Here is a 14093-nt window from a genome sequence, read left to right as displayed (position 1 = left end):
GGTCATACGATCGCGCATTGCTCCCCCTGGACCCGTCTCGCGGTTCATATCGTCTCTGGATGAACAACTCGGCTACGAGCGCATGGGGTCAGGCATGCACAACGACCGCGCAACCCAGTCTTCAAGAAACCGTAATCGCGCACGCTAGCAGGGCAGTTGCGACCCATCCGGCCCGTACGGGGAATGCGTAACAAGCACCCTTGTCCCACTGAAACCTGTAGCGCACAATCGATTACCCTGGGTGTCGCCGTCGGCTTATCGCGAACGGACGAACACGTCAAAGGGGATGCAATCGGCGGGTAAAGCGGGGCCCGCCGCTTCGGCAACCCCTAGACAGCCCTCTTTTCTTAGGGGTCGGCCCACTCGAAAGAAGGGTCACTATGAGAAAAGGCGTCAGCGAGAAAGGGCAGGACCGGCATTCAGCTGCCGCGGCCCGGGTGACACGTGTGTATACCGTGAAAGAGCTTCGCGAGCGCCGGCCGTTCCAAAGGGCGGACGCCTGACCAGGGCCGCCAACAGCACTGGTGCGAGAGCGAGTTCACCGAACTCCCCGAGTCCCCGAGGTTGAACGCGCCGTACTCCCGGGGAAGTCGACGCCCGTAGAGGGATCGGCCCCTCGGCCGACACGCTCATGCCGCCACGGCCTCACTCCGGTGTCTCCCCATGATTTTTTGCGTATGCGTAGTGCTCACCCTCCGGATGGGCGCGGGAGTTGACGGGGTCATAGCTTCCTGGCGATCGGCCGGTCGAAGCCTCACCTTCGTGGCCGGACAGCCGGAACGCCCCCTTCGTTCCCGGCCGGCGTGCGGTGGCCCGCAGTCTCCCGGACCGCGGGCGCCGGACGTGATTCCCCCCACCAGAACAAGGAGAACTTCTCATGATCAAAAGGCTCGGTACGGCCTTCGGGACGGCACTCGTCGCCGCGGTGGCATTCACGGCCCCGGCTTCGGCGGCCGAGGCCCCGGCCGACCACCAGGCACTGACGTCGCGGCCGGGAACCGCAGCCGAGTCCGCCGCGGACTGGAGTTACGACATCGACGGCTCGTGCGACGGCTACGAGGACTCGATCCGCGAGGGCGCGAACTACTGGGAAAGCGCCTCCGAAGGCGACGGCACCCCGGTCGACTGCGTCTCCGGCTACGTCGAGGGCTGCGAGGACAGTCGTGGCGGCGAGCCGGTGTACCAGGCCGGTGGAGTCATAGGCTGCAACTGGGGCCGGGGCGACAAGATCACATTGTCCACGGACGCGCGCGACTTCGCGCTGATCGCCGCCCACGAATTCGGCCACAACTGGTGGGACCACTCCGACTACGACTGCATGAGCTGGGACAGCCAGGACGAGGTCATGGCGCCGACCATGTGTGACTGACCACCACTCGTGCCGACCGCACCGGCCGAAGCCGTGAGGACGACGGACGGTGTGGCCGGGTATCGGCCGTCGGCCGTGGGGGCCATGGCGGATACGATCCGGCGTCCTCGCACATGCCCCCTGCGGAAATCCACTCGCAGGGGGCATGTGCACGCCTGGGATGCCGACAGAATTCCCCAGAAGGTTTTCCGGCTCGCTTCCCTTCGGGACGGTCGGAGCGCGGTACGCCCGAAGGGGATGTGTCACGGGCGGCGACATGGGCACCCGGATTCTCGCTCACCCGTGGGGCCATACGAAGGCCAAGATCACCCATGGGATTCGACAGGGTCGGTACACGGTAAGTGCATGGCCTTCAGCGACCCCGAAAGAGGGAGAGAGAACGGTGTCCGGATTCAACGGTTCCCCATCCGACAGGCAGCAGTCCGACAAGCAGCGGCCCGACAAGCAGCAGAGCAAGGAAAAGGCCGAGGACGAGCAGCATCCCCACACCGCGGACCGGGAGCCGGACGGGGACCGCGCTCCGCGAACGGAGGACGACGTGATCACCGAGGATTCGGAGGGTGCGGCCGAAGGCGAGGGGATGGAGCCGTAGCTCTCCGCCGCGGGGGCCGGACGCGCGCGGAAAGGCGAGGAGGACGGCGCAGGAATCCGGGCGCGAGGGAGCGGAAAGCCCTTGCGGCATCTGCTGCGGCGCCCGGGAAGAATCAGATTTCGACGTACCCCATTGACTCACCCATACGAAGAGGACGGGCACTGGAGCTGTGAAGATCGCAAGGCCCGATGACGCCTCGCCCGACGGCCGTCTGCTGCGGAGTACCGCTTCCGCACGGTTCGCCGCCTGGGTGGCGGACGAGGCCCGGGAGATGCCGCTGCCCGGTTCGGGCGCGACGCGGGAGCGCTTCGCCCTCCTGCACGATCTCGGTCGTACGGACCTTTCCCTGACCCGGCTGGCCGAAGGCCACGCCGACGCGACAGCGATCCTCCATGAGCTGGGCGCACCACCGCCCGCGCCGGAGGAACGCTGGGGTGTCTGGGCGGCCCAGCCACCCGGTGCCGTCCTGAAGGCCACGCAGGAAGGGAGAGGGGCGTGGCGCCTGGACGGGGTCAAGGCGTTCTGCTCCGGTGCCGGCAGCTGCACGCACGCCCTGGTGACGGCCGAGACCGACGCGGGACGGCGGCTCTTCGTCGTGGACACCGGGCACCCCGGCTGTGCGGCGGTGGCCGGGTCCTGGCAGGCGGTGGGCATGGCCGGCAGCGACACCCCCGACGTGACCTTCGCCGCGGTACCCGCCCTGCCCCTCGGTGAGGTGGAGGCGTATACGCAGCGCCCGGGTTTCTGGCACGGCGGTGTCGGGGTGGCCGCCTGCTGGCTCGGTGGCGCACGCGGCGTCGCCGAAACCTTGGTGCGTGCCGTACGGCGCCGAGAGCCCGATCAGCTGACAGCCGCGCATCTGGGGGCGGTGGACTCGGCTCTGTACAGCGCCGAGTGCGTCCTGGAGAGGGCGGCGGGTGAGATCGACGCCGACCCCGCGGACACCGGTGCGCAGGCGCTCGTGCGCGCGGCCAGGACCCGTGCCGTGGTGGCCGATGTCTGTGCGCGGGTACTGGACGTGGTCGGACGGGCTCTGGGTGCCGGGCCCCTGTGCCACGACGGTGAGCACGCCCAGCGCGTCGCGGACCTGGGCGTGTACATCCGCCAGCACCACGCGGAACGGGACCTCGCGGCTCTGGGGTCCGAACTGGCCGGGCGCCACGACCTGTTGAGCAGCTCCGAAGGGGCACGATGAGCGCGCGGGAGACCTCCCCCGGCGACCGCGAACGGGCAGCCGCGGCCATCGGCGCGGAGGGCACCGGCGAGGAGCTGTGGGCCTCGCGGTCGGTCTGGGACCACTGGCCCGAGCCATCCCTTCCCGACGGCCCCGTCCTCCTCGTGGCCGCACATCCCGACGACGAAGTCCTGGGATTCGGCGGCATGTTGGCCCAGCTCGCCCCCGACCGCGAGGTACACGTCCTCACCCTGACCGACGGGGAGGCCTCCCACCCGGGCAGTCGGCTGATGCCGCCTCCCGCGCTGGCCCGGGCCCGCAGGACCGAGCTGGAAGAGGCCCTGGACATCCTCGGTGTGGAGCGCACGGCGCGCCACCGGCTCGGACTGCCCGACACGCAGCTCGGCACGCACGAGGCCACCGCCACCGAGTGGATCGAGGAACTGCTGCGCACCCTCGGGGCACCTCTGTGTGTGGCGCCCTGGCGGGGCGATCTGCACGCGGACCACGAGGCGGCCGGCCGGGCGGCCCGGTCGGCCGCGGCCTCGACCGGCGCCGACCTGTGGCAGTACCCCATCTGGATGTGGCACTGGGCGAACCCGGACGATGTGCGGGTGCCCTGGGGGGCCTGCCGGCGTCTGCCGCTGACCGCCGCGGCACGCCTCCGCAAGGAGGAGGCCCTGCGCTGCTTCCGCACCCAGATCGCGCCGCTGGCCGATCACACCGCCGTGATCCTCCCGCCCGGCGAACTCGCCCACCACCGGCGCTCCTTCGAGACCGTGATCACCGAGAGGGACGCCTGATGGACACCCCCACGCCCAGCACGTACTTCGACGCGATGTACGCCCGTGCCGCGGACCCCTGGGACCTTGCGGGGCGCTGGTACGAGCAGCGCAAGTACGCGCTGACCCTGGCCGCCCTGCCGCGCCCGCGCTACCGACGCGCCTTCGAACCGGGCTGCTCGGTCGGGGTGTTGACCCGGCTGCTGGCCGACCGCTGCGACTCGCTGCTCGCCTCCGACCGGGTCCCGCGTGCGGTCGAGGAGGCGGCCGCACGCAACCGCGGCCTCCCCCATGTCCGTACCGAGCACCTCGTCGTCCCGGAGCAGTGGCCCGAGGGGACCTTCGACCTGGTGGTGCTGTCCGAACTCCTCTACTACTTCGACGAGGACGGACTGCGGGAGGTCCTCGACCGCACCGCGCGCTGCCTGGAGCCCGGCGGCACCCTCGTGACCGTTCACTGGGACCACCCGGTCGCCGAGCACCGCCTCACCGGCTCCCAACTCGCCTCCCGCCTGCGGCAGACGAACGGGCTGATCGAGGGATTCGGATTCCGCGATCCCGACTTCGTCCTGGGGACCTTCACCCGCCCCCTGCCGGACGGGGTGCTGCCGCCGACCCCCGCGGCCGCCGAAGGCCTGCTGTGACCACGGCGATCGACGCCCTCGTCGTCGCCGTCCCCGCGCACAACGAGGCGGCAAGCCTGCCCGGCGTCCTCCGTACCCTGAGGCGGGCGCAGGAGCACTGCCGCCGTGCCCTTCCCACCGCTCCCCCGCTGACGCTGGTGGTGGCCGCCGACTCCTGCACCGACGGCTCCAGGGCCGTCGCGGAAAGCTTCGGCGCCGACGTGGTGGAGGTCGGGCAGCGCTCCGCGGGCGGCGCCCGGGCCGCCGCCGTGTCCCGGGGCCTGGCCTCCTGCGGCGCGTCCTCGGAGACCACGTGGATCGCCACCACCGACGCCGACTGCCGGGTCCACCCCTCCTGGCTCCTGCACCAGCTCACCTGCGCCCGCGATAACTGGCAGTGCGTGCTCGGCACCGTCCGGCTCTCCGCCACTCCCCGGGTGAAACCGGCCGTACGGGCCCTGCACGACGCCCACTACTTCGCCGGACGCACCGGCCCCCGCTGGCACCACCCGCACGTCCACGGCGCCAACTTCGGCATCCGCGCCGACACCTATCTGCAAGCAGGTGGCTTTCCCGCCGTCCCGCACAGCGAGGACCACGCACTCGTCGACGCCCTGCCCCCGCACACCCGCATCCTGCGCACCGACGCCTGTCCCGTGGTGACCTCGGGCCGCACGAGCCACCGGGCACCCCACGGCTTCGGTGCCTTCCTGCACCACCTGGAGGGGCGTTCCCCGAAGGCCGAGCGGTAGCCGGGACGGCGACCAGGAGCGCGGCCCGGAGATCCGGTCAGGGGGACAGGCCCGGGCCCCGGCCCCGGGCGGGTCAGGTGCCAATGCCGCCGAAGGTGTCGCGGCCTTCGGTGTCGGGGCCGTGCCAGTCCAGGCAGATGACGGTGGCGTCGTCGACGAGGTCCTGGTCGGTGGCGTCGAGGACGGCGGCGACCAGGGTCCGGACGACTTCGCGCGGGTGCTCGTCGAGGGTGGCCTGGATCAGCCCGGGCAGATCGACCGAGGCCGCCAGCCGGTCCTGCATCCCGTCGGTGTAGAAGACGAACCGGTCACCGGGGCGGCAGTCCACGTCCTGTACGTGGAAGGGCCCGGGTGAGGCGACTCCGAAAGGGGTGTTGACCTTCAGTTCCACCTGGTGCACCTTGCCGTCGCGCAGGCGCAGGGGCCAGGGGTGGCCCGCGTTGACGAGCTGGGCACCGGAGCCGTCCAGGGCGATGCGTACGAGCTGGCCGGTGACGAAGACCGGATTCTCGCGGTACGCGAAGGCCTGATGGGTCTGATGGGCCTGCTCGGCGAGGTCGACGTGGTCGCGGCGGGCGCGGCGGGACGCGTTGACGGCAAGGGTGGCCAGAAGGGCGGAGTCGGTGTCGTGGCCCATGGCGTCGGTGATCGACAGATGCAGGGTGTCGTGGTCCAGGGCGTAGTCGTAGCTGTCACCGGCCACCACTCCGGCCGGGGCCAGGGCGCAGGCGAGGGTGAACTCGGCGGCTTCGCAGGAGGGGGCGGTGGGCAGGAGCTGGCGCTGGATCTCGCCCGCCAGGCTGACCGGGGTGGTGCGCTGGCCCCAGTGGTAGAGGTCGGTGAAGCGCCGGTCGGTGACGATGATGTACGCCAGCGCGTGCGCGGCCTCCTCCACCTGCTCCAGGATGCCGGCGGTGGCCTCGGACAGGAACAGCTCCAGCACTCCGATGGGGTCGCCCCGGTTGGTGACCGGGGCCAGCACCCGCCACCCGGAACCGCCGTCGGCGACGTGGACCAGCTCCTGGGTCCGCAGCACCCGGTCGTAGACGCTGCCGGCCAGCGGGATCTGCTCGGCCCGGCGCCCCTGGTAGGTGTCGGTCTCCTCGGTGACCCGCACCACCTTCCGGCCCACCACATCCGTGAACAAGAACGACACGTACCGGGCCCCGAACCGCTCCCGCAGGTTGTGTGCCACCACGTCGATCGACGCCACCGGCGAAGCGTTCTCCGCAGCGTCCAACAGGTCGGCCAACCCGAGTCGATCACCCGTCATCCTGTCCCCCTTAGGTTCCTGATCGCCTTCCCCGGCTCACCATCCACATCACAAGTCACCTCGACGCACTCACCTTCCGACGGCCCGCATACGGCCCCGGACCGCCTCCGCCCACGGCGGAAACGGTCACGTTCCCTCGCATGGGCACGGTGAAGTACGCGGAGGGCCGGGCCCGTTGAGGCGGTCCCCGGGGAAGGCGGGGAGGAGGCCGAGGGACGGGGTTCTCTGCCCGCCCGGCCAATGCCGCCTCCCCGCACGCCCGTTGCAGAGTGCGCGAGGCCGCGGCACATCCTTCGACCCGGCCCGGGAGTCCTCTCTGCGAAGGTGCGCGCCCGACGAGCGCACCACGGCGGGTTCCTGACCGAGGCCCGCGCGATCCCGGGTACGAGGAGGAGAACCCTGTGGCAGGCAAGGAACCGCGGCACACCGCACGACGACGCCGGTGGGGCCTGTGCGGCGCCGCCGTGCTGGTGGCCGGGACGGTGACCGGCGCCGGAGCGGCGAGTGCGGCACCGGCTGACCAGGCGCGGCAGTTGGCGCCCGCCGCCGTACCGGACTTCAACGGCGACGGCTACGGAGATCTCGCCGTCGGGGTACCGGCGGCCCGGGTCGGCGGGGCCGCGGAAGCCGGGCAGGTGGTCATCCACTGGGGCGGCCCCGACGGCCCGACCACCGGCGAGCGGACCACCGTACGGCAGGGCGCGGGCGGCGTGCCGGGCACCGCCGAGAAGGGGGACCGGTTCGGTGCCTCGGTGGACGCGGCCGATGTCGACGGCGACGGCCGCACCGACCTGGTCGTCGGAAGCCCCGGGGAGGACCACGGCGCCGAGGGACGCGGCATCGTCACCGTCGTCTGGGGCGGCGACGGCGCGCTGGACGGGGCGAGCACCCTCACCAAGGATGTCGCCCCCTACGGGCGGTTGGGCGCCTCCGTGATCGCCCGCGACTTCGACGGCGACGGCGCGGTGGACATCGCCTTCGACTCGCACACCGAGGAGAGCGGCGGACTCGCCTACGTACCGGGGCCGTTCGGGCCGGGCGACGCCGCACGTCCGGCGGAGAAGATCGTCCGGCTGTCGATGGGCGGCGGGGTGGCGCGGCTCGCCGCCGGGGACTTCGACGGGGACGGGGTCCAGGAGCTGGCCGCGACCGCCTCCGCGATGGACGTCCCCATCACCGCCGTCTACGACTGGAGGAGCGGCGCACCCGAGCGGCTCTGGGGCATGGCCAACCACGGCCTGTCGGTGGCCGCCGGGGACTTCGACGGCGACGGGCTGGACGACCTGGCGGTGGGCGGCTGCCGGGTGAGTGAGCAACCCGGGCTCTGCGGCGAGGGGGAGTCCACGGGCGGCCGGGTACATGTGCTGTACGGCGCGCGGGGGACCTTCGGCGAGCGGACCCAGACCGTGGACCAGAACACCCCCGGCCTGCCCGGCGACGGAAACGCGGACGACGACTTCGGCGCCGCGCTGGCCGCCGCGGACACCGACGGGGACGGCCGCGCCGAACTCGCCGTCGGAACCCCGGCCAAGGCGATCGGCAGCCAGCGCGCGGCCGGCCGGGTCGTCCTGCTGCACGGCGGTGCGGACGGTCTCCTGGACCCCACCGGCACCGCCCGAGCCGCCTTCTTCCACCAGGACACCCACCCGGTGCCCGGCAACGCCGAGGCCGGGGACGTGTTCGGCACGGCGGTACGCCTGCGTGACCTGAACCGGGACGGCGCCCCCGAACTGCTGATCGGCTCCCCCGGCGAGAACGAGGACTCCGGCGGCGTCTGGGTCCTCCCGGGAAGCAGCCGGGGCCCGGTCACCGAGGGGTCGGCGGCGCTGCACCCCGCGGCCGGCGCGGTCCGCTTCGGAGAGGTACTGGGAGGCTGAGTCCGGGGACGCGGGGCCGGGCGGGAGTCAGCGAAGGCGCCGGATGCGGATCGGACCGCGGGCTTCGGCCGACCTGACGGGGCAGCCGCCCTGGGTGATCTCCACCTCGCCCGCTTCGGCCAGCCGCTGGGCCGCGCGACGGGCTGGTTCCATCAGGGAACGCCAGCCGTCGTCGTCGCCCTGGTACACCTCGCGTGCCGCTTCCGAGGGGCAGATGGTGGCCGTGGGGCTCCGGCGCTCCAGGAGGTCGCGGATCGTCTGCTCCAAGCGCCTGTCGGTTCGCTGCTCGCCGCCGGTCACCCTGCCAGGATGACATCGGCGACCGGCCTGCGAAACCGGCGGATACCGGGCCCACTCGCGGCGAGCTGCCGGGACGAGCCCTGCTGTCCATTCCGGAGGTCCCGCCATTGCGGCCTGGATATTCCGGGCCTTCGCACAGGTCTGAGGGTGCGGCGATCAGGTCTGATGGTGCGGCGATCGGCAATCGGCAATCGGCAATCGGCAATCGGCAATCGGCAATCGGCAAAGCCGTATCGGAAAGGAAAACCAGAAAGAAGAAGACGTGCCACAATGCCGGATTCAGAAGGCGAATACGATGACACCGCGGTGCTTCTCGCCGACATCACCTGCCGCCACTTCCCCCGGTCCACCCAAGCGGGAAGCGACAAAACGGCACGCATCACGCACAGATGGGCGACAGCGAAAAGAAATTGAGGCTACTCATGGACAACCTGCCTGTCCAGTAGGCGAGTTGCGAACTAGAGCTTCTCTCAGGTACCACTCGCGCGTCTTTTGACGAGACACCCCTTGAGGTCAGACTGCTTGCCGCACGATTCACCAGACAAGGCATGTCGACCAGAGGAGGCCCCGTGCCCGGTATCGCGCTCGTAGAGCAGTGCGAGGACAGTGCGCTGCAGGAATTCGATCTGGATATCAAGGTGGAAGTCGCCGGTATCGGTGGAGCGCCCGCGTCCAGTGACCTTTCGGCTATCTGCTGGCTCACCACGGAACACTGTCCCACCGGTATCAGCGGCTGCTACTGCTCCTGATCCCGATTGATCCACTACGGGGCCCGGTATCCGGCCGGGCCCCGTCCTCGCGACCGTGGTACCGGCAGTCCCCCTCGGGACCGCACCGCGCTGACAGGGGAAGGCACATGCAGGTGGAGGCTTCGGGTTTCCGTGCGGAGCACACGGCGATGCTGCGGATGCCGTTGCTGCCGAAGACAAGCGCCGCGGCGACGTATGTGGACATCGGTTCGTTCGACCGCGCACGGACGGTGGCCTATCTCGACGAGCTGACCGCCGACAAGGGCTTCGCGGAGGCTCTCGCGGTTTCCAGCCCCTCCTTGCACCATGCTCTCGACTCGGTCCGCCGCAAGGCCGGGGAGGCCAGGCCCAAGGCCCTGCGCAAGCTCGCGGTTTCGGTGACGCGCTATGCCCTGAGAGCGGCGGGCCGCCCCACCCCCTTCGGACTGCTCGCCGGGGTGGCGCCGGTGACTTTCGCGGACACCTGCCAGGTACGTCTGGGCTCGTCGCACAGCAAGTCGGTTCTGCCGGACGGCGGTTGGCTTCGGGGACTCGTCGCCGGCTGGGAGAGCGATCTCGCTGTGCTGGGCAAGCTGCGCGTCGTCACCAACGATCTCGTCTTCGCGCGGGCGGAACGCTGGGTGCTGCCGGCCGGTGTCGAGCAGGAGGATTCCGGCACCGCCTCCTCGACGCGATCCGGCGGCAGCGGCGGCCGGACGGTCCAGGAGGTGTCGGTCAAGAACACCGGGGCGGTGGGCGCCATTCTGGAGGCGGCGCAGCATCCGTGTCCCGTGGCGGACCTCTTGTCCCGTCTGGACGCGGCGTACCCGACCGTCCCCGCCACGGCGAAGGGGAAGCTGCTGCTGCGGCTGGTCCAGCAGGGTTTCCTGCTCACGGAGCTGCGGCCGCCGCTGTCCGCGGCCGACCCGCTGTCCCATGTGACCACCGTCCTGGAGAGCATCGGCGAGCCGGACGCGGCTGCCCGGCTCACCTCGCTGTCCGCCCTGGTCGACGACTACCGCGAGGCACCCGTCGGGACGGGACTGCACCGATGGCACACCGCGGTGGAGGCCGCCCGCGCTCTGCACCCCGGCGAGCACCCGCTCCAGGTCGACTTGCGCGTCGACGCGGAGGTCGTTCTGCCCCGCGAGGTGCTGCGCGATGCCGAGCGGGCGGCACACGTACTGCAGCTGGTCGCACCCGAGAGCGTGCCGCCCGCCGCGCTCCGCGAGTACCACGCCGCGTTCACCGAACGGTACGGAACCGGGCAGGCCGTACCGCTGGCCGATGTCCTGGACCCGCACCGGGGCCTGGGCGCACCGGCCGGATATCCCGGCAGCGAGCGGCGCCTGCCCGGTGCCGATGCCCCCGGCCCGGGCGAGCAGGACCGCGAGGCGGTCCTCGCGGACCTCGCCCTCGGCGCCATCGCCTCGGCCTCGCCCGAGGTCGTCCTCGACGACGCGACGCTGGATCGGCTGGGAGGCGGCCGCCCCGCGCCCTCGACCGGCGTCGAACTCTGTGTGCAGCTGACGGGAACCTCGGCCGAGGCGGTCGGCCGGGGCGACTTCGCCCTCGTGCTCTCCCCGGTGATGGGTTCGTTCTCGCCCGGTTCGCTCAGCGGTCGCTTCTCCCACCTCGTCGGCGGCACCGCCGCACTCGGTGAGACGCTGCGCCGGGCCGCCGAGGCCACGCCCGACCGCGACGCCCTCCACGCGGACCTCGCATTCGCCCCGCGTTCCGGGCGGGCCGTGAACGTCACCCGGGTCCCCCGCACCAGGGACGAGCTGATCGCCGTGGGCTGCTACGCGGATCGTTCCTCCCCCGCGGTGCGCGGCATGCGGGACCTGGCGCTCGCCGCGGACCGCGAGCGGCTGTACGTCGTGGACGCCACCACCGGGCGCCCGCTCGTGCCGGAGTTCCCCTGCATGCTGCTGCCGTCGATGTCCCCGGTCGCGGTGCGGCTGATACGCGAGGTGTCGACCATGTCGCACGACACCTGGCCGCTGTGGCGCTGGGGCAGTCTCACCGCGGCCCCTCGGCTGCCCAGGGTCCGGTACGGCCGTACGGTGCTCACCCCGGCTCGCTGGCACCTGTCCGACCCGGCTCTGCGGGACAGTTCGCTCGACGACGCCGCCTGGGCGGACCGGCTCGCCGCCTGGCGGGACCGCTGGCACCTGCCCGACCGCGTCATGGTCGGCGACGGAGACCGCAGGCTGGAACTGGACCTCTCGGCCGCGCTGCACCGGACGCTTCTGCGCCGGGAACTCGACCGCCACTCGGGCCTCACCCTGTTCGAGACAGCTGAGGACGCGGGACGCGGGCAGGGGTGGCTGAACTCGGACGGGAAGCCCTTCAGCGGCGAGCTGGTGCTCTCACTGCTTCCCGCGCGCCCCGCCCCCGAGCCGTCCCGCACGCCTTCGTTCCGCGCGGCCACGGCGCCCCCGCCACGCCACGACCGCCACTGGCTGTACGGCAGGCTGTACGTCGCCACGAGCCGCCACAACGAGCTGCTGACCGAGCAGCTGCCGCTCCTGCTGGCCGCGCTGCCGTCCGGAGTGGACCGGTGGTTCTTCATCCGCTACATCGACTCGGAACCGCATCTGAGACTGCGCTTCCACGCCGAACCCGACGTACTGGCAGGGCAGTTGACGCCGCTGATGCTGGACTGGGTGGCCCAGGTGCGCCGCGCCGGTATGGCGGGCGGCTTCGTCCTGGACGGTTACGAGCCCGAGGAGGCGCGGTACGGCGGCCGGGAAGCGATCGCGGCGGCCGAGGACCTCTTCCACCGCGACAGCGTCGCGGTACTCGAACAGCTGAGGCTGCTCGAAACCGAGGCCCTCGATGCCAGTCCGCAGGTGCTGGCCGCGGCCAACTACCTCGACCTGCTGCGACGGGCCCGCGGCGACGCCTGGACGGACTGGTGCCTGGAGCGTCCCAGGAACGACAGGGCTCACGCGTACTTCCGCGAGCACCGCGCCGAGGCCTTGCGCCTGCTGGACGGCGACGGCTTGCGCGCCGTACTCCGCGCGGCGGGCGCGACCGCGGCACTGAACGCCCTCGACGCCCGGGACGAGGCCCTGGACGCGTTTCCTGCCGTGCGGCTCCCGCGCGTTCTCGCCAGTGTGCTGCACATGCACCACAACCGGCTGATCGGTACCCAGCGCGCCTCGGAGGAGAACACCGAGGCGGTGACGCGCGCCCTCGCGCAGATCGCCCGGGGACGCAGGAGGTTCCCGCGGTGACGCCCTCCCGCCCCGGTCACCGGGACCCGGACGCCGTCGTGGCGGAGATCGCCCACCGCGTACGGGCATGGTCCGGCGAGCTGCCGTCTGCCACCGGCCCCGGCCTCGCGGAGGGGCACTGCGGAACGGCGCTGCTGTTCAGCGAGTTGGGCAAGGACAGGCCGGTACTGCGGCACACCGTCCACACCCTGCTGACCGCTCAGGCCCGGGCGGGCTTCGGCACCGGCGGCCACGGCCTCCTCTCGGGTTTGACGGGCCTGGGCTTCGTCAGCAAGCACGCCGCCCGCACCCCGACCGAGTACGCCACCTTGCGCCACCAGGTCGACGCGAGTGTGCGCGCCACTTTCGACTCCGTCCTGACGGCGGAGCGGCTCCGTATCGCCAACGGCGCGGCGCCCGCGCAGCGTTCGCACTTCGACGCCGTCTTCGGCGCCGCCGGTCTGGGCCGGTACTTCCTCGCGGAGCCCGGCCGCGATCCCCGGGCCGTACGCGAGATCCTCGGGTACCTCGTCGCCCTCACCGACCCCGTCCAGACGCCGAGCGGTCTGCTGCCCGGCTGGCTCGCCCCTCCCTGGCCGGGCCAAGGAGACCCCGACGAACACGAGGACCGGCTGCTCGACCTCGGTCTCGCGCACGGAGCGGCGGGGCCGCTCGCCCTGATGGCCCTCTGCTGGACGCAGGACATCCGCGTACCTGGTCAGGACGCGGCCATGCGCCGCTGCGCGCGCTGGCTGCTGAGCTGGCACCACGACGACGGCCAGGGGGGCGGCTGGTGGCCGCGCCTGGTCAGCGCCCGCCAGGAGCAGGCCCGACCGCGACCGAGGGCAGGAGCTCCGATGGCGGCCTGGTGCTACGGGACACCAGGCGTCGCCCGCGCCCTGCAACTGGCGGGCGATGCCCTCGGCGAGGAGGAATGGGTGGCGTGCGCGCGCAACTCCATGACGGCGCTGCTGCGTTCCCCGGACGCGCTCGCCGGAGTCGAGGAGCCCGGCCTGTGCCACGGACTCGCCGGGATCATGCAGATCACCGGACGGATGGCCACCGATCTCGACGACCCCTGGCTCGCCGCCCGGGCGGACGAACTCGCCGACCGGTTGTGCGCGCGGTTCGACCCCAAGACCGCCTTCGGCTTCCCCACCCGGGCACTGACACCACAGCGCCCGGATCCCCTGGACACACCGACGTTCTTGGAGGGGGCGGCCGGCGTCGCACTCGCCCTGCACGACCGGACACGCACGTCGGACAGCCAATCGGCGGTCGCTGATGGGGAGTCGGCATCCCTGCCCTGGGACGCGGCTCTGCTGCTTTCCTGAACTCGACGGGGACCGGCGGGAGATGTGCCCGGCGAGCAGTACCTCCCCGACCTGTCGGCGCCGGACCC

At 71.8% G+C, this 14093-nt stretch carries 12 protein-coding genes; 10 read left to right on the top strand and 2 right to left on the bottom strand.

Features of this window, described 5'->3' with window-relative positions; all coding sequences use genetic code 11:
• The first annotated feature begins 877 nt into the window (after positions 1 to 877).
• The 6 genes from HFV08_RS16835 to HFV08_RS16810 all read left to right on the top strand — a co-directional run bounded on the left by HFV08_RS16835 (position 878) and on the right by HFV08_RS16810 (position 5292).
• Positions 878 to 1369, top strand: a complete 492-nt coding sequence (locus tag HFV08_RS16835) for a hypothetical protein (RefSeq protein ID WP_168540321.1) — start codon at positions 878 to 880, stop codon at positions 1367 to 1369.
• Positions 1370 to 1751: 382 nt separating this feature from the next.
• Complete coding sequence (locus tag HFV08_RS16830; RefSeq protein ID WP_168540319.1) at positions 1752 to 1961, top strand: hypothetical protein; 210 nt, start codon at positions 1752 to 1754, stop codon at positions 1959 to 1961.
• Between the two features lie 175 nt (positions 1962 to 2136).
• Positions 2137 to 3156 (top strand): acyl-CoA dehydrogenase family protein, encoded by a 1020-nt coding sequence (locus HFV08_RS16825; protein WP_376770647.1) that lies wholly within the window; start codon positions 2137 to 2139, stop codon positions 3154 to 3156.
• Positions 3153 to 3938 carry a PIG-L deacetylase family protein gene (locus HFV08_RS16820; RefSeq protein WP_168540315.1) on the top strand — a complete coding sequence of 262 codons (786 nt, stop codon included), beginning with the start codon at positions 3153 to 3155 and terminating at the stop codon, positions 3936 to 3938. The genes HFV08_RS16825 and HFV08_RS16820 overlap by 4 nt, the downstream gene beginning before the upstream one ends.
• Positions 3938 to 4561 carry a class I SAM-dependent DNA methyltransferase gene (locus tag HFV08_RS16815; protein ID WP_168540313.1) on the top strand — a complete coding sequence of 208 codons (624 nt, stop codon included), beginning with the start codon at positions 3938 to 3940 and terminating at the stop codon, positions 4559 to 4561. The genes HFV08_RS16820 and HFV08_RS16815 overlap by 1 nt, the downstream gene beginning before the upstream one ends.
• A complete protein-coding gene (locus HFV08_RS16810; protein ID WP_168540311.1) occupies positions 4558 to 5292 on the top strand; it encodes a glycosyltransferase family 2 protein in 735 nt (244 codons plus the stop codon). The genes HFV08_RS16815 and HFV08_RS16810 overlap by 4 nt, the downstream gene beginning before the upstream one ends.
• A 73-nt stretch (positions 5293 to 5365) precedes the next feature.
• Here the strand turns inward: HFV08_RS16810 and HFV08_RS16805 are convergent, their stop codons facing one another.
• On the bottom strand, positions 5366 to 6565 hold the full coding sequence (locus HFV08_RS16805) for a PP2C family protein-serine/threonine phosphatase (RefSeq protein ID WP_168540309.1): 1200 nt from the start codon (positions 6563 to 6565) through the stop codon (positions 5366 to 5368).
• Positions 6566 to 6966: 401 nt separating this feature from the next.
• Here HFV08_RS16805 and HFV08_RS16800 point away from each other — a divergent pair, with 401 nt between their 5' ends.
• Entirely contained in the window at positions 6967 to 8442 is a 1476-nt protein-coding gene (locus HFV08_RS16800) for an FG-GAP-like repeat-containing protein (protein WP_168540307.1), read from the top strand.
• A gap of 27 nt (positions 8443 to 8469) precedes the next feature.
• Here the strand turns inward: HFV08_RS16800 and HFV08_RS31665 are convergent, their stop codons facing one another.
• Positions 8470 to 8742, bottom strand: coding sequence for a DUF3253 domain-containing protein (locus HFV08_RS31665; RefSeq protein WP_312885656.1), 273 nt, complete (start codon positions 8740 to 8742; stop codon positions 8470 to 8472).
• A gap of 569 nt (positions 8743 to 9311) precedes the next feature.
• On the opposite strand from HFV08_RS31665, the gene HFV08_RS16790 reads away from it, so the two are divergent.
• The 3 genes from HFV08_RS16790 to HFV08_RS16780 all read left to right on the top strand — a co-directional run bounded on the left by HFV08_RS16790 (position 9312) and on the right by HFV08_RS16780 (position 14025).
• Positions 9312 to 9491 (top strand): FDLD family class I lanthipeptide, encoded by a 180-nt coding sequence (locus tag HFV08_RS16790; RefSeq protein ID WP_040246880.1) that lies wholly within the window; start codon positions 9312 to 9314, stop codon positions 9489 to 9491.
• 107 nt (positions 9492 to 9598) lie between these two features.
• Positions 9599 to 12712, top strand: coding sequence for a lantibiotic dehydratase (locus tag HFV08_RS16785; RefSeq protein ID WP_168540303.1), 3114 nt, complete (start codon positions 9599 to 9601; stop codon positions 12710 to 12712).
• A complete protein-coding gene (locus HFV08_RS16780; protein WP_168540302.1) occupies positions 12709 to 14025 on the top strand; it encodes a lanthionine synthetase C family protein in 1317 nt (438 codons plus the stop codon). Before HFV08_RS16785 ends, HFV08_RS16780 begins: the two co-directional genes overlap by 4 nt.
• The last annotated feature ends 68 nt before the right edge of the window (positions 14026 to 14093 follow it).

The sequence above is a fragment of the Streptomyces physcomitrii genome, assembly GCF_012273655.1.
Lineage (GTDB): Bacteria > Actinomycetota > Actinomycetes > Streptomycetales > Streptomycetaceae > Streptomyces > Streptomyces physcomitrii.
Note: the sequence above shows the minus strand (reverse complement) of the source record. Positions and strands in the feature narration are given on the sequence as shown.

Bases quoted from the DNA above. Each gene is read 5' to 3' on its own strand.
- HFV08_RS16785 (WP_168540303.1), top strand. From the start codon at position 9,599: ATGCAGGTGGAGGCTTCGGGTTTCCGTGCGGAGCACACGGCGATGCTG.
- HFV08_RS16820 (WP_168540315.1), top strand. From the start codon at position 3,153: ATGAGCGCGCGGGAGACCTCCCCCGGCGACCGCGAACGGGCAGCCGCG.
- HFV08_RS16805 (WP_168540309.1), bottom strand. From the start codon at position 6,565: ATGACGGGTGATCGACTCGGGTTGGCCGACCTGTTGGACGCTGCGGAG.
- HFV08_RS16835 (WP_168540321.1), top strand. From the start codon at position 878: ATGATCAAAAGGCTCGGTACGGCCTTCGGGACGGCACTCGTCGCCGCG.
- HFV08_RS16815 (WP_168540313.1), top strand. From the start codon at position 3,938: ATGGACACCCCCACGCCCAGCACGTACTTCGACGCGATGTACGCCCGT.